Here is a 21,746-nt window from a genome sequence, read left to right as displayed (position 1 = left end):
GCGGGCAGGACGAGGGAGAACGCATGGACTCCGGCAAGCCTACGCGCGAACCACACGGCGACGCCGCGACGGCTCAGCCTCCGGGCAGCTTCCGCTGGCTCCTCGTGGCCGGGGGTCTGTTGCTGCAGTTCTCGATCGGCGCGGTCTACGCGTGGTCGGTCTTCGGCGGAGCCCTCGAGAGCGCCGACTCCTGGCAACTGAGCACGGTCCGGGCCTCACTGCCGTTCACCGTGACCATCGGCATGATCTTCATCGGCACCTATCTCGGTGGCCGACTGCAGGATCTGAAAGGTCCCCGAGTCGTCGCGTTGATCGGCGGCATCATCTATGCGCTCGGCATCCTCCTCGCCTCCTTCACCGACGGAGCCGAGGACTACTGGCTGCTCATCCTCGGGTACGGCATCATCAGCGGTTTCGGGCTGGGCTTCGCGTACATTGTCCCGATCGCCATGCTGCAGAAGTGGTTCCCCGACAAGACCGGTCTCATCACCGGACTCGCTGTGGGCGGTTTCGGGTTCGGCGCCGTGCTCACCTCGCCGGTCGCGCAGTGGCTCATCGACCGGAATCCGGACGACCCCACGAGCGCCTTCCTGCCTTTGGGTATCGCCTACCTCGTGATGTCGCTGGCCGGTGCGGCACTCTTCCGCAACCCGCCCGAGGGGTACACCGTGCCGGGCTTCGACCCCGTCGGCCGCGACGGCAGCGGAGCGGACCGCGGCAAGGAGTACACCCAGAACGAGGCCCTCCGCACGCCCCAGTGGTACCTCCTGACCGCCATCCTCACCCTGTGCGTGACCGCCGGCATCTCCCTGATCTCGCAGGCGAAGCCGAGTGCGTCCGACATCGCCGGTTTCAGCACCTCCGGCGCGGCGGCACTCGTGGGCGTGCTCGCGATCTTCAACGGCGCCGGCCGGATCGTGTGGGCGGCGATCTCCGACCATATCGGCCGGATGAAGACCTTCACCGCACTGCTCGTGCTGCAGGGCGTGTGCCTGATCGTGCTGCCGCATGCCACCGGCGTGGTGCTGTTCTCGGTCCTGGCCGCGATCATCTATCTCTGCTACGGCGGCGCATTCGGCACCATGCCCGCCACCGCCGGCGACTTCTTCGGGGTCCGCAACGCCGGCGCCATCTACGGCCTGATGCTCATCGGGTGGAGCATCGGCGGCATCATCGGCCCGATCATCGCGTCTACGCTCCTCGGCGACGACAAGGCCTATACCCTCGCCTACACCACCATCGGCATCATCGCGCTCGTATCGGTCGTGCTCACGATGATCACGAAGGTACCCGCGGCACGCCGGGAGTCGGCCTCGGCCCGGTCCTGATCCGGAGCGCCGCCCTGCTCGCTCACACTCGGGGCGCTTCGTGGGTGTGCAACCACGAGACGACCTGCGTGCGGGAGTGCACGCCGAGTGTGTCGAGGATCCGTTCCAGGGCACCGTTCGCCGCGTCGACTGCAGAGCCGAGGCGCCCGAGATGGAAATGGGCGAGCCCCGAGACCCACAGCGCAGAGGCCTTGTTCCACCGCTCGCCGTGCTGGCCCGCCATCTCGACGACACGAGCACACGCCTTCAGGGCGTCGTCGCGTCGTCCGTCGTAGGTCTGCGCCATCGCCAGCTGGAACAGGCAGGTCAGGTGGGCGGCGTGGTGGCCGTGCGCACGATGCACTCGGGCCGCACGGAGGTAGAGGCCGATCACCTCGGCCGTCGCCCCGCAGAACAGTGCGTGCAGAGCGCTCCAGTGCGCGACGAGGTGGCCGGGTCCGTCACCCCGCACCACCTCGAGCGTCCCCGCGCGGTAGGAACTCGATCCGCCCTTCCGATCCGCTACTCCGCGGGAGGGGCCGAGCGACGATCCGACGTCGCCGGCCCTTCTCCGCGTTCCTCGTCGTCGCGCGCGGCGCGGGCGGCCTCGCGCATCTCGATCGCGTCGGTGATCAACTCACCGATCTCGCGGGTGACGTCGCGGACCGCTCCGGTGATGATCCCCGCGATCGCGCCGACGTGGGTGGCCGCCGACTCGGTGACCTCCTGGATCGTGTCCTTGTTACGCTCGAATCTTCCCACCATGTTCGACCCCCTCGATCGTGTCGTCCGCGAGGGTACCCGCATCGTCGAGCGGGCGATCGGTGGAGCGGTGACGTTCGATGATCACCCGCGACTCGGGTTCGGGCGCGAACCAGCCGGGAGGGAGAGCAAGCGTGAAGATCTTCTTCCACACCGATGTCACCTGGGCGGTGAAGCCACCGGTGTTGTACGGAAGTCCGTGCTTCTCGCACAGTTCCCTGACCTTCGGCGCGAGCTCCGGATAGCGGTGCGCCGGCAGGTCGGGGAACAGGTGGTGCTCGATCTGGTGCGACAGGTTGCCCGACATGATGTGGAACAACGGCGACCCGGTGATGTTCGCGCTGCCCAGCATCTGCCGGACGTACCACTCACCACGGGTCTCCTCGGCGGTCTCCTCCTCCGCGAAGGACTGCACGCCGGACGGGAAGTGGCCGCAGAAGATGATCGAGTACGCCCACACGTTGCGCACCAGATTGGCGGTCGCGTTGCCGAGCAGCGTCGGGAAGAACATCGGTCCGCTCAGCAGCGGGAAGGCGATGTAGTCCTTGATCACCTGACGGCGCGCCTTGCGCCACCAGCCTTTCGCGATCGGGATCACGTCGCGCCACGAGCGTTTCCCGGCGACGATCCGGTCGACCTCCGCGTCGTGCATCATCACGCCCCACTCGAACAGCAGCATGAGGGCGGTCGCGTAGACCGGGTTGCCGAGATAGTAGGGATGCCACTTCTGGGCCGGGTCCATGCGCAGGATCCCGTATCCTATGTCGCGGTCCTGGCCGAGGATGTTGGTGTAGGTGTGGTGCACGTAGTTGTGCGAGTGCCGCCACTGGTCCGACGGGCACACCGTGTCCCATTCGAAGACACGGGAATTCAGCGACGGCTCGCGCATCCAGTCGTATTGACCGTGCATGACGTTGTGCCCGATCTCCATGTTGTCGAGGATCTTCGACACGCTCAGCGCCGCGACACCGGCGACCCATGCGGGCGGGAGGAATCCGACGAAGAGCAGACCGCGACCGGCGATCTCGAATCCGCGCTGCGCCCTGATGATCCGGTAGAGATACTCACGGTCCTCGTCACCGAGGGATGCGAGCGTCTGCTCCCGCAGTGCGTCGAGTTCGCGGCCGATCTCCTCGACACTGTCGTGGTCGAGGACGAGCGGTTCGTTCTCGACCGAAGAGCTGCGGTCGGACAGGAAGGGCAGGAAGGGAACGGTGGGTAGGGACAATCCGAACATGATGTCCTCCAATGATTTCGGTGGTGTCGCCGGACGGCCGGTTCAGAGTTCGACGGCGACGTCGCCGACCGGGGCGTTGACACAGATCTGGATGCGGCGGCCTGGTTCCGAATCGACGTCGCCGGTACGCACGTCGCGCGTGCACCCCGACAGCCGGACGGCGGTGCAGCTGTGGCAGATGCCCATGCGGCATCCGTGTTCGGGCGTGAGACCGGCCGCTTCGGCCTGTTCGAGCAGCGTCGACCCGGTGTTCTGGGCAACCACGCCGGATTCGGCGAAGGAGATCTCGCCGCCGGCATCGTCCGTCGACACGACCGGTGGTGCGAGGACGAATTCCTCGGTGTTCACCATCGTCTCGGCGCCCTGTTCGGCGTAGACCTCGCGGATGCCCGCGACCATCTCCGCCGGACCACACACGAAGGTGGGCGTGTCGGCGTACCAGGGTGCGACGGCCGCGAGGTGGCTGCGGTCGAACCGACCCTGCAGCAGCCCGTCGTCGGAGCGGGTGTGCGCGTGGACGATCTCGATGTTGGGTCGGTCGGCAAGAGCGTCGAGTTCGGCGCGGCGCGGAACATGCCCGGGGGTGCGGGTGTAGTAGAGCAGCACCGCGCACCCGTCGTACCCCTCGGCGACGAGACCGGACAGCATCGACAGCACGGGAGTCAGCCCGGAGCCCGCGGCGACGAACAGCAGACGTCGGGGGCGTGGGCTCGGCAGCACGAACTCGCCTGCGGGAGAACCGAGTTCGATGACGTCTCCGACCTGCGCTCGGTCGTGGAGGTGGCGTGAGACGGTACCCTCGGGATGCCTGCCGATGGTGAACCGCAGGTCGGGCCGGCGCTTCGACTCCGCTTCGACGAGCGTCGGCGAGTAGCAGCGCGTATGCCGCACACCGTCGACACGCACCGACACGGTCACGTACTGCCCGGGTAGGGGTCGGCACGGCTGCGCGGGGCGCACCGTGATCGTGAGCGAGTCGGTGGCACTTCGATCTACATCTGTAATCCGGGCATAGTTCGCCGACGTGACGAGAAGCGGGTCGGCGAGTTCCAGGTAGCGGTCCGGGTGATGCGGGTAGGACAGCACTCCGAGTGCCTCTACCAGCAATTTTCGCAACGAACCCGAGCGCCGGACGGGCGTCGGACGGGCGCGCACGATCATGTCTGTCCGCCTTTCGGTAGACCTCTGCGTGCTCAGTGAACGAATGTGCACTGAAATCAGTGTGACAGCCGGACACACCCGCCTGTCAACCCCGATGTGACTGCTGACACAGATGTACGGACACCGCTGGGAACGTCATGCCTAGACTCAGGGGGTGTCCACCGCTTCCGCACCTCCGCCGACCACACGCGCCGAACGCAAGGAACGCACACGTCAGGCGCTTCTCGACGCCGCCCTCGACCTGTCCGCCGACCGGGGACTCGGCGGGCTGAGTCTGAGGGAGGTGGCCCGTCACGCGGGCATCGTGCCCACCGCGTTCTACCGGCACTTCTCGTCCATGGACGAGCTCGGCGTCACCCTTGCGGCGGACACGATGCGGGTACTTCGGCGCCTGCTGCGCGACGCGCGTCGCACGCCCGGTCCGGCAGGTGCGCGGCAATCGCTCGACGTGCTGGTCCAACAGGTACGGGCACACAAGGCGGCTTTCCGGTTCCTGGCACGCGAACGCCACGGCGGCGTTCCCGAGGTCGCCGCCGCGATCTCCGTCGAACTGCGCCTGCTGACCAGCGAGCTCGCCGCCGACCTGGGCCGCTCCCCGGGCCTCGAGGACTGGGAGTTCGACGATCTCGAGATGGCCGCCGATCTGCTGGTCACCGCGATGCTCGATTTCGTCCTCGACCTGCTCGCCGTCGAACGTCCCGGCAGTGCGCAGGAATCGGAGGTGGTCACGCGCGCGGAGAAACAGATGCGTCTGATCCTGCTGGGCGCGGCGGCGTGGCGGCCGCGACGGACGTCGAACGACCGGTGACGGGTCGGCTCGACGCCGGTTCGTCGAGGTGGCCAGGAAATCCTGTCGCAGACACTCCTCTTCCGTAACGTGGTTCCCATGGCATCGACCGAACCCGCCACCTACGACGACCTGACCTTCGACGTGCGCGTGGCGGGTCCGAGGGACGGCCCACCCGTCGTGCTCCTGCACGGCTTCCCCGAGACATCACGCAGCTGGACGCCGGTGGCGCGCCTGCTCGTCGAGCGCGGTTTCCGCGTGATCGCCCCCGACCAGCGCGGGTACTCCCCCGGTGCCCGGCCGAACGGCGTCGAGCACTACGCGGTGCCGGCGCTCGCCGGTGATGTCCTCGGCCTGCTCGACGAGTTCGGGCTCGATCGCGCCCACCTCGTCGGACACGACTGGGGCGCCGCTGTGGCGTGGTACTTCGCCGCCCACAATCCCGACCGCGTCTCGGCGTTGACCGCGGTCTCGGTCCCCCACCTCGCCGCCTACGGCTGGGCGTTGCGGGAGGACGCCGACCAGCGCGAACGCTCCTCCTACATCGGTCTCTTCCGCGAGGAAGGCAAGGCGGAGACCCTGCTCCTCGCCGATGACGCGCGGCGCCTGCGGGCGATGTTCACCTCCGCAGTCGACCACGACTCGGTCGACCACTACGTCTCCGCCCTGTCCGCGCCGGGCGCTCTCACCGCCGCCCTGAACTGGTATCGCGCCATGACGCGGGATCTCGATTCGACTCCCCCGGTCCGCGTCCCGACGACCTACATCTGGAGCACCGCCGACATCGCGGTCGGCCGCGCCGGCGCCGAACGCTGCGGCGAATTCGTCGACGCCGAGTACGACTTCGTGGTCCTGCCCGACGTCTCGCACTGGATTCCGGAGGAAGCGCCGGCCGAGATCGCGAACGCAATCTCGCGGCGACGGAACGGCTGAGAGTCCACCGACCGTGGCTTCCGGCCGCTGCAGCTTCGGTCAGCCCACCACCGGGGCGAGCAGCACCTCGAGTTCGGCGACGACCGCATCGAGCGGAGCCGGACTGCGTTGCGCCGGGGCCGCGACCAGCGCGCCCTCCAGGGCGGCGATGACCAGGCTCGCCAACGACCGGCACGCTCTGCACCGACGCCGTCGGCCGTCAGCGACCGCTCGATCCGGGTGGTTGCCCGGTCCGTCGTCTCTTCGACGAGTTGCGCCTTACCGCCGGGAAAGTGGTGGTAGATCGAGCCGCGCGGCGCCCCGCTGTTCTCGAGCACGTCCCGGAACGACGTGGCCGCGACACCTCGTTCGCTCATCAGCGCGATCGCGCCGGCGATCATCGCCGCGCGCGGTCCGTCCCGCCGTTCTGCAGCGATCACCCGTTCCTCCGGCAGTGGTGGTTGTCCCCCATACTCTGTGTATGTTGTCGTACGGATCCGATCCTGCGCGACACCATCTTCCGAGGAGACCCTGCCATGACCGACGTCTCGGTGACCACTCACGTCTTCGACGCTGCCGTCGACCTGTTCGAGGTCCGGGACGATCGCACCGAAGGGCACACGCACCCCGCCTACGCGAACATGGTCGGCCCGTTCGGCGGTATCACCGCCGCGACTCTCCTCCGCGCGGTCGAACGACACCCGGACGTCCTCGGCATGCCGCTGTCCCTGACGATCAACTACGCCGGCCCCATCGCCGACGGACCGTTCGACATCGCGGTGCGCCCGGTGCGCACGAACCGGACCACCCAGCACTGGTCGATCGAACTGTCGCAGGGCGGCGAGGTCGCCACCACCGCAACGGCCGTCTTCGGTCTCCGTCGCCCCACCTGGTCGTCGACCGAACTGCAGGCGCCGGCCGCCCCGGCACCCGACTCGCTCGAGCCGACACCGCTGCCCGACTTCATCGCGTGGGCACGCAACTACGAGATGCGGTACACCGCAGGAGTCGTTCCCGAGGAGGGCAGCGCGGAGGTCGCCGACTCCACGTCGACGCTGTGGGTCCGCGACGTCCCGTCGCGCCCGCTCGACTTCGCCTCGCTCACCGCGATGTGCGACATCTTCTACCCCCGGGCATTCCTGCGTCTGGGTCGGGTGCTGCCGGCCGGCACGGTCTCGATGACCGTCTACTTCCACGCGGACCCGGAGACCGTTGCCGCGCAATCCGACAGCCCCGTGCTCGCGACCGCACGTGCGAATCGGTTCGAACAGGGCTTCTTCGACCAGAGCGCACAACTGTGGGGTCGCGACGGCGTTCTGCTCGCGACCTCGCACCAGATCGTCTACTTCAAGGCATGAGCGGGACGGTCGGTATTCGATCGACCCGACCGGTCGGCATTCGGCGCCCGCTCCGGTCACCGGCACACCTGTAGCCTCGGAAACATCCACCCACCGGATTGCGAGGTCCACTGTGACGATGCCGAGACTTCTCCGACGGTCGGGGGTCATCGCCTGCGCCGCAATCGCGTTCACGACCGTGGGCACGGTCGCCTGCGCCGACACGCAGGACATGCCCCCGGCTGCGGACTACGCGTCGTACGTCGCCCTGGGAGACTCGTTCACCTCCGGGCCCGGCATCCCGCCGCAGACCGACGGCGATCCGTGCGGGCGGTCGGAGAGCAACTACCCCACCCTCGTCGCGACCGATCTCGGTATCGAGGACTTCGTCGACGCGTCGTGCGGCGCCGCCACCTCACTCGACTTCGCGATGCCGCAGACCACCTTCCGCGGCGCGACGGTGCCACCGCAGTACGACGCGCTGCGCCCCGACACCGAACTCGTCACTGTGGGTATCGGCGGCAACGACATCGGTCTCGTCCAGCTGGCGCTGGGATGCGTCAATCTCTCGGCGCCACCCGATGGCGCGTCGTGCGCGATCACGAACACCCCGGACGGCACCGACCGTGTCGACGCCGCCATCGACGCCTTCGCGCCCGTCTACACCACGGTGATCGACGAGATCCGCCGGCGTTCCCCGGAGGCACGCATCGTGCTCGTCGGCTATCCCACCGGAATCCGCGACGGCGGGTGCTTCCCCGAGCAGCGGATCTGGCCCGACGACGCGACCTACCTGCAGGAGAAGATCGACCGGTTGAACACCGTCATGCGCGAGCAGGCCGAGGCCGCGGACGTGGACTACGTCGATCTGCGCGATTCGAGCCGCGACCACGACGTGTGCGCCGATCCGGAGACCCGGTGGATGGCCGGCCTGCAGCCGGCCGCCGGATCGATCCCGCTGCATCCGAACGCGGCCGGGCACCGCAACGCCGCCGACCAGGTGCTCGCCACGATCACCGACTGAGCCGGTTCACGCCTGCTCCGGCGTCTCGGGAGCCCGCACGGCGAGCAACGACACCAGGCCCGCGCCGAGCACGATCAGCAACCCCACGATCCCCGCTCGGTCGGTGCCGAACCACCACACGAAGAACCCGAACAGCGTCGGTGCCAGAAACGACACCGCACGTCCCGTCGTCGCGTAGAGACCGAACATCTGCCCCTCCCGTCCCGGCGGCGTCAGGCGCGCCAGGAAGGTCCGCGCCGACGACTGGGCCGGACCGACGAACAGACACAGCACCAGACCGAAGATCCAGAACATCGTCGGACCCGACACCACGAGCAGGACGATGCTGGTCGCGATCATCGCGACCAGCGAGCCCACGATGACCGCCTTGGGCCCGACCCGGTCGTCGACGCGTCCGGCCACCAGTGCGCCCACCGCGGAGACGACGTTCGCGGCGACACCGAAGATCAGCACGTCGCCCGCTCCGATCCCGTAGACCGTGACGGCGAGGACCGCCCCGAAGGTGAAGACGCCGGCGAGACCGTCCCGGAACAACGCCGACGCCCCGAGGTACCAGATGGTGCGACGATCCGCCCGCCACAACTCCGTCAGGTCGCGCCACAGCACGCGGTAGGACTCGACGAAACCGGCGCGGCGGGCGACGTCGCCACGCGCGACCGGCTTCTCCGGGACGGCGAGCAGCACGGGCACAGCGAACACCGCGAACCACACGGCCGCGAACAGCGCGACGAGCCGGATGTTGGTGCCGCCCTCGGTGGGCACACCGAGGAAACCGCGGGTGTCGCCGTCGCCGGCGATGAACCCGGTGTAGCACAACAGCAGGAGCACGATGCCACCGAAATAGCCCATCGCCCAACCGAAGCCCGACACCCGTCCGATGTCGTCCGGCGTCGACACCTGGCGCAGCATCGAGTTGTACGGGACCTGCGCGAGCTCGGCCATCACGGATGCCACGCCGAGCAGGACCAGCCCGAGCCACAGATAGTGGTAGTCGTCGCGCACGAAGTACATCGCCGCCATCGCCGCGACGGTGACCCCGGTGAGGATGCCCAGCGACCATTTCCGTCGCCCGACTGCGTCGTACCGCTGGCCCGACACCGGCGCGGTCACGGCGATGACGAACCCGGCGATGCCGAGCGACCATCCGAGCCAGGTGCTCGCCGAGATCCCACCCGGCAGGTCGTCGCCGACCGCGTCGGTGAGATAGACGGAGAATACGAACGTCAGGATCACGGCGTTGAACGCCGCGGAACCCCAGTCCCACAGACCCCACGAGACGACCTGACGACGTGTCGTGGCCTCCCCGGCCCCGCTCGCCGTGTCCGTGAACGCATTCATGCCCCGGAGCCTAGGCTTCCGGAGCTGCGGTGGCATGGAACGACTCCGTCGCGCGGCACCGAACGACTCGGCCCCATGGCCGGGGCGGGCCCGGTCGCCGCTCCCGAGCCTGCCGCTACGCTGACCCACTGTGACTCTGCCGAATCCCCATCCCGATGCCCGTGCCGTCGTCACCGGAGCGTCCTCCGGCATCGGCGAGGCCCTCGCAACCGAACTCGCCACCCGCGGCCATTCGCTGATCCTGGTCGCCCGTCGCGGAGAGGTGATGGAGGTCCTCGCCGAGACCCTGCGCGCGAAGCACGGCGTGACCGTCGAGGTGCGCGCCTGCGATCTGTCGGACCGCGACGCACGGACACCACTCGCCGACGAACTCGGACGTAGGCGCATCAGCATCCTGTGCAACAACGCCGGTATCGCCACCTTCGGCGCGGTCGCCGAGCTCGACGCGGCCTACGAGCGGGCACAGGTCGAGCTCAACGCCGTCGCCGTCCACGACCTCACCCTCGCGGTGCTGCCGCAGATGGTCGAGCGGAACTCCGGCGCGATCCTCATGGTGGGTTCGGCCGCAGGCAACATGCCGATCCCGAACAACGCCACCTACGCCGCGACGAAGGCGTTCGTCAACACCTTCTCCGAGTCCCTGCGCGGTGAGCTCAAGGGCACCGGCGTGCATGTCACGCTGCTCGCCCCCGGCCCGGTGCGCACCGAGGAACCCGACCCGGCCGAGGCGTCGATCGTCGACAAGCTGGTCCCGGACTTCCTGTGGATCTCGAGCGAACACACCGCGAAGGTGTCGCTCGACGCGCTCGCCGCGAACCGGATGCGCATCGTGCCCGGTGTGATCAGCAAGGCCATGTCGGCTGCCGGTCAGTTCTCGCCGCGGTCCATCTCGGCCCCGATCGCCGGCGCGTTCTACAAGAAGCTCGGCGGCAGCTGACGGGCCACCGCCCAACGAATCGTTCCTTCACCGCCTTCGGCGGCGTCCTGTGCCGAATAGGCTCCGGCCGATCTCCCGGCCGGCTGCGGACGCCGCCGAGCGGATGAAGCTGCGCACGGCTGCGCTGCCGAGCACCTGCTCCACGACCGACGCCCCGGCATCGTCCGGCGCCTGCGACGGCATATCCGGGATCGGTTCGATGTCGGTGGCCCCGACCACCGATGCGGTGAGCTTCTCGTAGGCCGATTCCCGGTCGATGGTGCGGCCGTACTTCCCGTAGAGCGGGTTCGCTTGCGCCGACGCACGCATCGCGCTCTCCCCCACTGTGCCCATCAGCGAGCGCGGCGGTCGCAGACGCGTCCAGGCGACGGGCGTGGGCGTGCCCAGTTCGGACAGGACCGTCACGATCGCCTCCCCGGTCGCCAGACCGGTCAGAGCGTCGGCGAGATCGTAGGCGTCGGTCTTCGGGAAGGTACGCACCACCTTCGCGAGCGCGGCCTCGTCCTCGGGGGTGAAGGCGCGCAACGCGTGCTGGATCCGCGCTCCCAGTTGTGAGAGCACGCTCCGGGAGATATCGGTGGGCGACTGCGTACAGAAGACCACACCGACGCCCTTGGACCGGATGAGCTTCACGGTCTGTTCGATCTGCTGCAGGAACGCCTTCGACGCATCGGTGAAGAGCAGATGCGCCTCGTCGAAGAAGAACACGAGCCGCGGTGTGTCGACGTCGCCGACCTCCGGTAGCGACTGGAACAGGTCGGCGAGCAACCACATCAGGAATGTCGAGAACAGCGCGGGTCGAGTGGCCTCGTCGCCGAACTCGAACAGGTTGATCGTGCCCTGACCGTCGATCACCCGCAGCAGGTCCTCGACCTCCAGTTCGGGTTCGCCGAAGAATCCGTCCCCACCCGCGTTCTCGAGGTTGACGACCGCGCGGAGGATGACGCCGGCGGTCGCGGGCGACACGGCACCGAGATCGTCGAGTGCACCGCGCCCTTCGTCGCTCGTCAGGTGGCGGATCACCTGCCGCAGGTCGGCGAGATCGAGCAGCGGCAGGCCGTTGCGGTCGGCCCAGTGGAAGATCAACCCGAGAGTGGACTCCTGAATGGCGTTGAGCCCCAGCACCTTCGAGAGCAGGATCGGCCCGAACGAGGTGACGGTGGCGCGGACGGGGATACCGACCCCGTCGGTACCGAGCGAGTAGAAGGCCACAGGGTGCCCCGTGGGCGTCCAGTCCTCGTCGCCGGTGTCGCCCGCGCGGTTGAGCACCGCATCGTCGGGCTCGCCGGCGGCCGACAGGCCCGACAGATCGGACTTCACGTCGGCCATCACCACCGGCACCCCCGCCGCCGACAGTTGTTCGGCCATGACCTGCAGCGTCTTGGTCTTGCCCGTGCCGGTCGCACCGGCGACCAGCGCGTGACGATTCAGAGTGGCGAGCGGGATGCGCACCGGCGCGTCGGGATCGGCGACGCCGTCGAGCACGACGGTGCCCAGTTCCAGCGCCTCGCCGATCACCTCGTACCCGGCCGCGATGGTCGCGGCGGTGATCTCCGGCTTGTCGGTCATGCTCGCCCCCTCCGGCCTCGACCTCGCCCACTGCGACGGTACCGGGCCGTCGAACCCACGGAAGAACCATTCTTATCGGATGCCGGAATTGTCGCATTACAGTGATTCCGATCACAACCGCAGCGGCACGGTTTCCCAGCTAGTACACCGCGTTGACCTGCACTTTCTCTACGAGAATCCGTTCCGTCGACGACGTGAGGATCGTTCGCAAAAACAACGACGTGTGCTAGCAACGAACTACGCGACATATTCCACGAACACAGGAGAAACACATTGACGCCCAAGATCGCCATTCTCGGAGCAGGTCCCAGTGGACTCGCACAGCTGCGCGCTTTCGAAGCAGCCCGAAAGGCCGGTCTGGAGCAGATCCCCGACATCGTCTGCTACGAGAAGCAGCCCGACTGGGGAGGAATGTGGAACTACACCTGGCGCACGGGACTCGACGAGCACGGTGAGCCCGTCCACGGGAGCATGTACCGCTACCTGTGGTCCAACGGCCCGAAGGAATGCCTCGAGTTCGCCGACTACTCCTTCGAGGAGCACTTCGGACGCCCCATCCCGTCGTACCCGCCGCGCGCCGTCCTGCTCGACTACATCATGGGTCGCGTCGAGAAGAGCGACGTGCGCAAGTACATCCGGTTCAACACTGCGGCGCGGTGGGTCGAGTGGTCCGACGAGACGCAGAAATTCACCGTGACGGTGATGAACCACGACCGGGGCGCGCTGGAGTCCGACGAGTTCGACCACGTCGTCGTCGCCACCGGACACTTCTCCACCCCGCAGGTCCCCCACTTCGACGGTCTCGACCGGTTCCCGGGACGTGTGCTGCACGCCCACGACTTCCGCGACGCCCGCGAGTTCACCGGCAAGCGACTGCTGCTCGTCGGCAGCAGCTACTCGGCCGAGGACATCGGAACGCAATGCATCAAGTACGGCGCCGAACAGGTCACCTTCAGCTACCGCAGCGCACCGATGGGTCACCACTGGCCCGAGCAGTTCTCCGAGGTGCCGTTGCTCACCCATGTCGACGGCAAGGTCGCCCACTTCCGTGACGGCAGCACCCGCGTGGTCGACGCCATCGTGCTGTGCACGGGGTACAAACACCACTACCCGTTCCTGCCCGACGAACTCGCACTGCGCACCGACAACCGGCTCTACCCGCGCGACATCTACAAGGGCATCTTCTTCCAGCGCAACCCGAAGCTGATGTACCTCGGCGCACAGGACCAGTACTTCACGTTCAACATGTTCGACGCCCAAGCCTGGTACGCACGCGACTTCATGCTCGGCCGCGTCGACCTGCCCGACTTCGACACCCGCGAGCAGGACATCGACCACTGGCGGGCACGCGAGGAGAAGCTGTCGTCGCCGGTGGAGGAAATCGACTTCCAGGCCGCGTACATCCGCGATCTCGTCGACCGCACCGACTACCCCGAGTTCCACGTCGAACGCCAGGGGGAGGTGTTCAAGCAGTGGAAACAGGACAAGAAGCGCGACATCATGGGCTACCGCAACAACAGCTACCCCTCGACGCTCACCGGCACCGTCGCTCCGCCGCTGCCGGCACCGTGGATGGAGATCCTCGACGACTCCCCCGAGTCCTTCCTTCGGCACGACTTCACCGCCCCGGAAGTGAGCACAGTGGGCCGGACCCTCGACCGGCAGCACACCCCGGCGGCACGTCGTTCCACCCGTCCGGCGGCGCCGCGCACGGCCTCCGTGAAGGCGTGAGGGTGCCCGTTTCCTACCGGACCGTCGACGCCGCGCCTCATGGGTGCGGCGTCGGTGGATAGTCTGTCTGTCGTGCAGGACAAACTGGTATGGATCGACTGTGAGATGACGGGGCTGCGTCTCGGCAGCGACAAACTGATCGAGATCGCGGCTCTGGTCACCGACAGTGATCTCAACGTGCTCGGCGAGGGCGTGGACATCGTGATCCACGCCGATGACGACGCCCTCGCCGACATGCCGGAAGTCGTGCAGCAGATGCACGAGCGGTCCGGCCTCACCGAAGAGGTGCGCCGCTCGACGGTCAGCCTCGCCGAAGCGGAGAAACAGGTCCTCGCGTACATCCGGGAGCACGTTACCGAGGCGGGCACGGCGCCGCTGGCCGGCAACTCCATCGCGACCGACCGCGCGTTCATCACCCGCGACATGCCCGAGCTCGACAACTACCTGCACTACCGCATGGTGGACGTCAGCTCGATCAAGGAGCTGTGCCGGCGCTGGTATCCGCGCATCTACTTCGGTCAGCCGGAGAAGGGCCTGTCGCACCGGGCACTAGCGGACATCAAGGAGTCGATCCGCGAACTGCGCTACTACCGGCGCACGGCCTTCGTGGCGCCTCCCGGCCCCACTCCGGCCGATCTTGCAGCCGTCGTGAAGGACCTGGGACCGGCCTGACCAGCCGATTCGTCTTTTTCGTCTTCGTCAGGCTAGTATCTGTACCGCAGGCGCAAGCCACCGAAAGGTTGCCGGCGAATGCAATGGTGAGTGTAGTTCAGTTGGTAGAGCACCAGGTTGTGATCCTGGCTGTCGCGGGTTCGAGTCCCGTCACTCACCCCAAACGGGTCAGGTGTGAACTTGCGACCAAGGGTCCGCCCTTGGTCGCGGTTCGCCCCTGGCCCATCTTCTTTGCCTCGGCGGCCCACGGTCGACAAGTCTCGCCGCCGGGCGCTGCCCTTGGGTCCCGATATACTTCCCGCATGACGAGTGGGCAGGTGGAACGGCACACTAGTTGGCGAACGATTCGCACGGAGTCGGGTTCGGCTGTGCTCTTGGTCGTCGTCGCAGCGGTCGCCTTGCTCTGGGCGAACTCGCCACTCTCCGAGGCCTATTTCGGGCTGTGGGATGTCGAGATCGGGTTCGATGTCGGCGGGTTCGGACTGCACATGAACCTGCACCACTGGATCAACGACGGCCTCATGGTGGTCTTCTTCTTCGTCGTTGGCCTCGAGGTGCGACAGGAATTCGCGCATGGGTCGCTCCGAGACGCCAGCCGCGCGCGTCTCGCGTTGATCGCTGGCGTCGCTGGCGTGGCACTGCCCGCAGTTTTCTACATCCTGATCGTGGCCGCCGCGGGCGGCGACGGGCTCGGTGGATGGGGCGCGGTGGTCGGTACCGACACCGCGTTCCTGTTGGGTGCCCTCGCGCTCGTCGGCCCGAAACTCTCCGGCCAGTTGCGGGTGTTCCTACTCACCCTCACCGTCGTCGATGACTTCCTCGCCGTCTCCATCATCGGCATTTTCTACAGCGACGAGATCCGGCTCGTTCCGCTGCTGATCGCAGTTGCCTGCCTCGCCGGGTTGTGGCTTCTGGGTCGTTCGCGGCAATGGAGCGCCACACCGTACGTGCTGATTGTCATTGTGCTCTGGTTCGCGACCGTTGATTCCGGAGTCCACGCCTCCCTCGCGGGCATGGTCGCAGGACTCCTTATCCCCGCCTACCCGACGCGTCGGCACAAGGTGGTCGCGGCTCGTCAGCTGTTCCGCGACTTCTGGCAGTCGCCGAGCGCGGCATCGGCCCGCGCAGTCGATCGAGGCTTGGCGCGAGGTATCTCGGTAAATGAACGCATGCACGAGGTCTTGCGCATGCCGACCGCGCTCGTCATCGTCCCGATCTTCGCGCTCGCGAACGCTGGCGTCGACCTGCGCGGCGGCGTGCTCGTCGATTCCTTCCAGTCCTCCGTGACGTGGGGAGTCATCGTGGGTCTCGTGCTCGGCAAACTTCTCGGCATCGGTCTCGCCACCTTCGTCGCTGTGAAGCTTGGAGCCGGTCGGCTTCCCGAGGGTGTCGGGATGGGCAGCGTGTTTGGCGGCGCGGCGCTTTCGGGGATCGGGTTCACCGTGTCGCTCCTGGTGATCGGCCTCGCGTTCGGCTCGACGCCCGACCTGGGTCGGCAAGCGACCGTCGGCGTGTTGGTCGCGATGATGCTCGCTACCGCGCTTGGTTGGCTGATTTTCCGGGTTGCTGCGAAACGCTGGGGAGAGGAGACGGCAGATCTGCCGATGGTGCTCACACCACCCGTTGATCCTGAAGTCGACCACATCCGCGGACCAGAGGACGCCCAGCTCACGCTCGTCGAGTACATCGACTTCGAATGCCCCTATTGCGCGCACGCAACGGGTTCCTGGGAGGACCTTCGCAGCCGGTTCGGGGACGATCTCCGGTATGTCGTTCGCCATCTGCCACATCACCCTCACGGCCCCATAGCCGCACGAGCGTCGGAGGCGGCATCGAATCAGGGGATGTTCTGGCCGTGGCTGGACTTCGTCTTCACGCGGCAAGATGCGCTCGAGCGCGAAGATCTGATCCGCTACGCCGAAGAGCTGGGCCTGGATGTCGCCCAGTTCACGGCTGACCTCGATAGTGCCGCCGTACGTGCCCGTGTGGAGCGGGATCTCGAAAGCGCCGATGCAAGCGGGGCGCACGCCACCCCGACGTTCTTCGTAGACGGCCGACGGTTGCTGGGTAGCTACGACGCTCGAACGCTCACCTCAGCCCTCGAAGCCAGCCGCCGAGGCACACGAACCCAGGAAGTGCGCTCCTGAGTCGTCAGGCGTCGCGGGGCGCGTCGATACACCTGCCCGAGCGAACAAGAACACCCGATGGCAGGGCGCTCGTCGCCCTCGACAGCGCTGGCGCGGGAATGTACCTCCCCGTTGCGGCACTCTTCCTCATCCAAGTTCGCGGATTCTCGGTTACGGACGCGGGCCTCGCATTGGGCATCGGGGCAGGCGTCGGACTGCTGTTCCCCGTGCTCGCCGGGACGCTGGTCGACCGAGTTGGCCCTCGCAGGGTGATCGGCACCGGACAGTTGCTCCGAGCCATCGCGATGCTCGTCTACCTACTCGTACCCGGTTGGCCCGGGGCGATTGCCGGGAGCGCGATCTGCGCCGCCGGGATGCAGCTGCACTACGGATCGCTATACGCCTTCCTGACAGCATTGCGTCCCAGCGACGGGTCTCACGATGCGCAGTTCGCTCGCGTTGAGATGGTGCGTTCGGCTGGCTAGGTGCTGGCGCGCTCCTCGGTGCCGTGCTGCTGGCCTGGGACCCCGCCATGTTGCCTTGGCTGCTGGCGGTCAAACTCGTCACGTCGACGATGGCAGCCATACTTGTGGTCACGATGCGGATGCCGCCGCACACGCCATCTCGCTCGGTGAAGGCTACGTCCGCCGCACCAGGAGTGCTACGGAACCGCCCGTTTCTCGGGCTCATCCTTCTGGGCTTTCTCATCACCCTGGTGATGGAGTTCTTCCCGGTTGCCTTTCCGGTGATCGCTGTCGAACAACTCGGCGCGCCGGCATGGTTGCCGAGCCTCGCAAACGCCGGCCTGGCCATGCTGTCGAGCACCCTCACAGGAGTCGCGGTGGCGCTGACGAGCTCACGTTCTCGGGCATTCGCTGTGCGGCTCGGAGCAGTGCTGCTCTTGGCGTGGATCGCCTCAATGGCGGCCGTCTACGCGGTTCCTTCAGCGTGGCTTGCGGTGGCCCTGTTCGGATCGGCGCTGATCTTCGGAGTCGGCACGGTCGTGCTCGGCACGAGGATGAACGCGGCCGCGAGTGAGGCCGCCCCACCGGAACAGGCTGGACGCTACCTCGCTGCGTTCCAGTACTCATTCAGCGTCGCCAGCCTCACCGCGCCTCTTCTGATGTCGGCTTTCGCGTTGTCGGGTTGGTTGCCGTGGGCGCTACTCGCATTGGGGCCTGCGGGGGCGCTCGTACTGCTTCCGTGGCTACGTCGCGCGCTGCCGTCCCGTGTGCTCGCTCTCGCTCCCGACGAGACTGAAGCCGGAGCCTAACCCGTCCGCATCCGACGGGTGAGGACGACGCCACCACCTGTTACAAGAGATGCTGGTAGTCACGTAGCGCTTGCTCTGTCGGGGTGAGGAGCAACTCCTGCCGATAATGCATGTCGCAAATCTCACTGAGGAAGAACTCGAGGTCGTCTCGCTTCGCGAATCCTGCGAGCTGCGAACGGTTCCGCAGCCGTATGTCAACAAGAGCCGTCGCGCCGCTGTCGGAGAGCAGACCGAAGAACTCGCGCGCCTTCTTCTTCGTGAACCCGATGGTAAACAGCCGCATCGTCTTGCCTCCCACGGTCGATGAACCTGCTTACCACGAGACCCGCTTGGTACAGTTCCGAAATGGATCACCTTTCCTCAGTGTCCACCCACGTCCAGCCCGATGTCCGGGTGCGTGGTGCCCGCGAACACAACCTCAAGGACGTCGATCTCACGGTTCCGCGTGACGCGATGGTTGTGTTCACGGGCGTGTCCGGATCCGGGAAGTCCTCCTTGGCTTTCGGCACGTTGTACGCGGAGTCGCAGCGGCGCTACTTGGAGTCAGTTGCCCCGTACGCGCGGCGACTGATCGACCAGGCGGGTGTCCCCGACGTCGACTCCATCACCGGGATGCCGCCCGCAGTCGCCTTGCAGCAGCAGCGCGGAGGGCGCAGCGCGCGCTCCTCTGTAGGCAGCATCACCACGCTGTCGAGTGTGGTTCGGATGCTCTATTCGCGAGCCGGTGAATACCCAGACGGTCAGCCGATGCTCTACGCCGAGGACTTCTCCGCGAACACCGTGCAGGGCGCGTGCCCCGAGTGCCACGGCATCGGCAGAGTGTACGCGGTGACCGAGGAGCGGATGGTGCCCGATCCCTCACTCACCATCCGGGAGCACGCCATCGCATCGTGGCCGACCGCCTGGCACGGCCACCAGTTGCGGGACGTGCTCGTCGCGCTCGGCTACGACGTCGACGTACCGTGGAAGGATCTGCCGAAGAAGGATCGGGACTGGATCCTCTATACCGACGAGACCCCCTTCGTTCCCGTCCACTCTCGACTCACACTCGCCGAGGCGCGCCGGGCAATCCGAGCAGGAATCGAACCGAGCTACTCGGGCACCTTCGTCGGCGCGCGGCGGTACGTGCTCGACACTTTCGCGAACACGAAGAGCGCGTCGATGAAGCGCCGCGTAGCCCAGTTCATGAGCGCGGCGGTCTGCCCGGTGTGCCATGGGAAGCGGCTCAAACCCGAAGCACTGACGGTGACGTTCGAAGGACTCGATATCGCGGACTTCTCAGCCTTGCCACTGCGTGAATTGGCTGAGCTCCTCGAGTCCGTCGTCGCCGAGTCTGACCGCGAGGGCGAGACCTCCGGCGCCGTGGTAGACGTCGCGACTAGACGTGAAGCCGTCGAGCAGCGCGTTGCTGCTGGCGGCTCCGCGCACTCCGCTGCGCCGGATGTCCGTCGCACACCGAATCAGTCTGTCGAGAAGCGCGCCGCGGCAGCCCGCCTGGGCGCAGAATTGCTGGACCGCCTGCGCCCCATCATCGATCTCGGACTCGGTTACCTCTCGCTAGGTCGCACTACGCCGACACTGTCCGGAGGGGAGCTACAACGACTTCGACTCGCCACGCAGCTCACGTCGGAACTGTTCGGTGTTGTCTACGTCCTCGACGAACCGTCAGCCGGTCTCCATCCGCACGACGTCACCGCGCTGCTGGGTATCCTCGACGGGCTGAAGCAGCGCGGCAACAGCCTCTTCGTCGTGGAGCATTCCGTCGACGTCATGCGGCACGCGGACTGGCTGGTCGACATCGGCCCCGGAGCCGGGGAACGCGGCGGGCGCGTGATCTACAGCGGACCCACGGACGGGCTCGCGGAGGTCGACGAGTCGGTGACGCGCGGATACATCTTCGGGGGCAGCGGCCTTCCACCGCACCAGCCCCGTGCCGCAAACGACTGGTTGCAGCTGGAGCACGTCACCCGCAACAACCTGCGGGACGTATCTGTGGCGCTACCGCTCGGAACGCTCACGGCTGTCACTGGCGTGTCAGGGTCGGGGAAGTCCAGCCTTGTCAGTCAAGTCCTGCCTGCCCTCATCGGCGCCAGGCAAGGAGACGCCCCTCGCGTCGAGGAGGAAAGCGCTGAGCCCGACGCCCTGCTCCTCACTGACGAGTCCGATGAACTCGGAGGGTCGGTCGAGGGCGATCTCACGACCGTCCGGCGTGTGGTGAGCATCGACCAGAAACCCATCGGCCGCACGCCCCGCTCCAACGTCGCGACCTACACAGGACTCTTCGATCATGTGCGGCGCCGGTTCGCCGAGACGCTGGAAGCTCGGACACGCGGATACAAGCCCGGTCGGTTCTCCTTCAATGTCGCAGGCGGCCGTTGCCCGACCTGTGAGGGTGAAGGCTCGGTGATGGTCGAGCTGCTCTTCCTGCCCTCGGTCTACACCGTGTGTCCCGACTGCCATGGCACCCGCTATCAATCGAGCACCCTGGAGATCACCTGGCGAGGGCGCAACATCGCGGAAATCCTCGCGATGAGCGTCGAAGAGGCTCACGAGTTCTTCGCCGGCGAGTACGACGTGATGCGCTCCCTCACCTCGCTGGTCGATGTCGGGCTCGGTTATCTGCGCTTGGGACAGCCGGCCACAGAGCTCTCCGGTGGGGAGGCGCAGCGTGTGAAGCTGGCCACCGAACTGCAACGAGCGCAGCGCGGCGACACTCTGTACGTGCTCGATGAGCCGACCTCCGGATTGCACTGTGCCGACGCAGACCGTCTAGTTACCCACCTTCAGACTCTCGTCGATGCGGGCAACACGGTCGTGATGGTGGAACTCGACATGCGAGTGGTCGGCGCAGCCGACTACGTTATCGATCTCGGGCCGGGAGCCGGTGACAACGGCGGCACAGTGGTCGCGTCCGGAACGCCAGCAGAGGTCGCCGCGTCGAGAAACAGCGCTTCAGCACCGTATCTCGCCGCCGCCCTCGCCGAGGCCGCGACGCTGACGTCAGGGGCATAACCTTCTCCCTCGAGCATGATGCTCAGCAGGCGCAAGCTGTCGACGAACTCCCGAGGCGCCTCGACGGTGGGGACATGCGCGGCAGATGGCGCGACGACGACTTCGGTGCCGAGCCGACTGGCCATCTCTACCTGCACGTCGAACGGCCACGCTTAGTCGTCGGCAGCGCGCCCAACCCAGAAGGGCACTCCGATCGACGCCACCTCGCCGACCCGGTCGGGGGCCTATCGTCCCGCACCGCGTCCGTTGAGTTCGGACAGCTGCATCGGCAGACGGGCCATAATCGCTATCGCCTGGGATCAGTGCTCGAACCCCCGATTGCTGCACCTGGTCGATACGTGCGGCGAGCTCCTTCGCGTCTGGCACGCTGAGGTGGTCGCGCCAGACCTGCGCGTCCACGGGGCTCAGCCCCACCACCGCCCCGTCACGCTCAGCGAGCCAAAGCGTCTCGACTGCTCCCAGCCTGGACAGGATGCGACCTGTCACCGGGTCATTGGGCTCGACCAGCATGGACAGCACCATCCTCGCGGTGCGCTCGTCGCTCGCGACATCACTCAAGCT

General features: G+C 67.0%; 19 protein-coding genes, 1 tRNA gene and 2 pseudogenes. 13 read left to right on the top strand and 9 right to left on the bottom strand.

The window, feature by feature from the left end; translation table 11 throughout:
- Nucleotides 1-23: 23 nt before the first annotated feature.
- Complete coding sequence (locus K3M35_RS00375) at nt 24-1,328, top strand: OFA family MFS transporter (RefSeq protein ID WP_006554384.1); 1,305 nt, start codon at nt 24-26, stop codon at nt 1,326-1,328.
- Nucleotides 1,329-1,350: 22 nt separating this feature from the next.
- Here K3M35_RS00375 and K3M35_RS00370 read toward each other — a convergent pair whose 3' ends face one another.
- The 4 genes from K3M35_RS00370 to K3M35_RS00355 are packed head-to-tail and all read right to left on the bottom strand — an operon-like array spanning nt 1,351 to nt 4,467.
- On the bottom strand, nt 1,351-1,779 hold the full coding sequence (locus K3M35_RS00370; RefSeq protein ID WP_220665849.1) for a hypothetical protein: 429 nt from the start codon (nt 1,777-1,779) through the stop codon (nt 1,351-1,353).
- 50 nt (nt 1,780-1,829) lie between these two features.
- The gene (locus tag K3M35_RS00365; protein WP_006554382.1) at nt 1,830-2,072 is read right to left on the bottom strand and encodes a hypothetical protein; all 243 of its coding nucleotides are present in this window, start codon (nt 2,070-2,072) and stop codon (nt 1,830-1,832) included.
- Complete coding sequence (locus tag K3M35_RS00360; RefSeq protein WP_220665848.1) at nt 2,050-3,306, bottom strand: acyl-CoA desaturase; 1,257 nt, start codon at nt 3,304-3,306, stop codon at nt 2,050-2,052. The genes K3M35_RS00365 and K3M35_RS00360 overlap by 23 nt, the downstream gene beginning before the upstream one ends.
- Before the next feature lie 42 nt (nt 3,307-3,348).
- The gene (locus K3M35_RS00355; RefSeq protein ID WP_220665847.1) at nt 3,349-4,467 is read right to left on the bottom strand and encodes a ferredoxin reductase; all 1,119 of its coding nucleotides are present in this window, start codon (nt 4,465-4,467) and stop codon (nt 3,349-3,351) included.
- A gap of 154 nt (nt 4,468-4,621) precedes the next feature.
- Between K3M35_RS00355 and K3M35_RS00350 the strand changes: the two genes are divergently transcribed.
- Nucleotides 4,622-5,275: a TetR family transcriptional regulator gene (locus K3M35_RS00350; RefSeq protein ID WP_006554379.1), complete on the top strand. Its 654-nt coding sequence runs from the start codon at nt 4,622-4,624 to the stop codon at nt 5,273-5,275.
- A 78-nt stretch (nt 5,276-5,353) separates the two neighbouring features.
- A complete protein-coding gene (locus K3M35_RS00345) occupies nt 5,354-6,187 on the top strand; it encodes an alpha/beta fold hydrolase (RefSeq protein ID WP_220665846.1) in 834 nt (277 codons plus the stop codon).
- A 39-nt stretch (nt 6,188-6,226) separates the two neighbouring features.
- On the opposite strand, the gene K3M35_RS26830 is transcribed toward K3M35_RS00345, so the two are convergent.
- Nucleotides 6,227-6,352 (bottom strand): hypothetical protein, encoded by a 126-nt coding sequence (locus tag K3M35_RS26830; RefSeq protein WP_019289009.1) that lies wholly within the window; start codon nt 6,350-6,352, stop codon nt 6,227-6,229.
- 134 nt (nt 6,353-6,486) lie between these two features.
- Nucleotides 6,487-6,543 (bottom strand): annotated as a pseudogene (locus tag K3M35_RS26825) (TetR/AcrR family transcriptional regulator); the annotation flags it as partial.
- A 159-nt stretch (nt 6,544-6,702) separates the two neighbouring features.
- On the opposite strand from K3M35_RS26825, the gene K3M35_RS00335 reads away from it, so the two are divergent.
- Nucleotides 6,703-7,524 (top strand): acyl-CoA thioesterase II, encoded by an 822-nt coding sequence (locus tag K3M35_RS00335; protein WP_019289008.1) that lies wholly within the window; start codon nt 6,703-6,705, stop codon nt 7,522-7,524.
- 112 nt (nt 7,525-7,636) lie between these two features.
- Nucleotides 7,637-8,527: an SGNH/GDSL hydrolase family protein gene (locus tag K3M35_RS00330; RefSeq protein WP_220665845.1), complete on the top strand. Its 891-nt coding sequence runs from the start codon at nt 7,637-7,639 to the stop codon at nt 8,525-8,527.
- Nucleotides 8,528-8,533: 6 nt separating this feature from the next.
- Here the strand turns inward: K3M35_RS00330 and K3M35_RS00325 are convergent, their stop codons facing one another.
- Nucleotides 8,534-9,865, bottom strand: coding sequence for an MFS transporter (locus tag K3M35_RS00325; protein WP_019289006.1), 1,332 nt, complete (start codon nt 9,863-9,865; stop codon nt 8,534-8,536).
- A 130-nt stretch (nt 9,866-9,995) separates the two neighbouring features.
- On the opposite strand from K3M35_RS00325, the gene cmrA reads away from it, so the two are divergent.
- Nucleotides 9,996-10,802, top strand: a complete 807-nt coding sequence (cmrA, locus tag K3M35_RS00320; protein ID WP_006554373.1) for a mycolate reductase — start codon at nt 9,996-9,998, stop codon at nt 10,800-10,802.
- A gap of 27 nt (nt 10,803-10,829) precedes the next feature.
- Here cmrA and K3M35_RS00315 read toward each other — a convergent pair whose 3' ends face one another.
- Nucleotides 10,830-12,371 carry a helicase HerA-like domain-containing protein gene (locus tag K3M35_RS00315; protein WP_019289005.1) on the bottom strand — a complete coding sequence of 514 codons (1,542 nt, stop codon included), beginning with the start codon at nt 12,369-12,371 and terminating at the stop codon, nt 10,830-10,832.
- 273 nt (nt 12,372-12,644) lie between these two features.
- Here K3M35_RS00315 and K3M35_RS00310 point away from each other — a divergent pair, with 273 nt between their 5' ends.
- From K3M35_RS00310 to K3M35_RS00285, 6 genes and pseudogenes are all read left to right on the top strand, one after another.
- Nucleotides 12,645-14,102 (top strand): NAD(P)/FAD-dependent oxidoreductase, encoded by a 1,458-nt coding sequence (locus tag K3M35_RS00310; RefSeq protein WP_220665844.1) that lies wholly within the window; start codon nt 12,645-12,647, stop codon nt 14,100-14,102.
- 72 nt (nt 14,103-14,174) lie between these two features.
- A complete protein-coding gene (gene orn / locus K3M35_RS00305; RefSeq protein WP_024100533.1) occupies nt 14,175-14,774 on the top strand; it encodes an oligoribonuclease in 600 nt (199 codons plus the stop codon).
- An 86-nt stretch (nt 14,775-14,860) separates the two neighbouring features.
- A tRNA-His gene (locus K3M35_RS00300) sits at nt 14,861-14,936 on the top strand.
- A 140-nt stretch (nt 14,937-15,076) separates the two neighbouring features.
- Nucleotides 15,077-16,921, top strand: a complete 1,845-nt coding sequence (nhaA, locus tag K3M35_RS00295; RefSeq protein WP_220665843.1) for a Na+/H+ antiporter NhaA — start codon at nt 15,077-15,079, stop codon at nt 16,919-16,921.
- The gene (locus K3M35_RS26820; RefSeq protein WP_374107749.1) at nt 16,918-17,385 is read left to right on the top strand and encodes an MFS transporter; all 468 of its coding nucleotides are present in this window, start codon (nt 16,918-16,920) and stop codon (nt 17,383-17,385) included. The genes nhaA and K3M35_RS26820 overlap by 4 nt, the downstream gene beginning before the upstream one ends.
- An 11-nt stretch (nt 17,386-17,396) precedes the next feature.
- A pseudogene (locus K3M35_RS00285) lies at nt 17,397-18,173 on the top strand (hypothetical protein); the annotation flags it as partial.
- 40 nt (nt 18,174-18,213) lie between these two features.
- Here the strand turns inward: K3M35_RS00285 and K3M35_RS00280 are convergent.
- The gene (locus tag K3M35_RS00280) at nt 18,214-18,471 is read right to left on the bottom strand and encodes a DUF488 family protein (protein ID WP_231780829.1); all 258 of its coding nucleotides are present in this window, start codon (nt 18,469-18,471) and stop codon (nt 18,214-18,216) included.
- 47 nt (nt 18,472-18,518) lie between these two features.
- Between K3M35_RS00280 and K3M35_RS00275 the strand changes: the two genes are divergently transcribed.
- Nucleotides 18,519-21,185: an excinuclease ABC subunit UvrA gene (locus K3M35_RS00275; protein WP_220665841.1), complete on the top strand. Its 2,667-nt coding sequence runs from the start codon at nt 18,519-18,521 to the stop codon at nt 21,183-21,185.
- Nucleotides 21,186-21,746: the final 561 nt, after the last annotated feature.

The organism is Rhodococcus sp. DMU2021, assembly GCF_019641445.1.
Classification (GTDB): Bacteria; Actinomycetota; Actinomycetes; order Mycobacteriales; family Mycobacteriaceae; genus Rhodococcus; species Rhodococcus pyridinivorans.
This window is presented reverse-complemented; position numbering and strand designations above follow the sequence as displayed.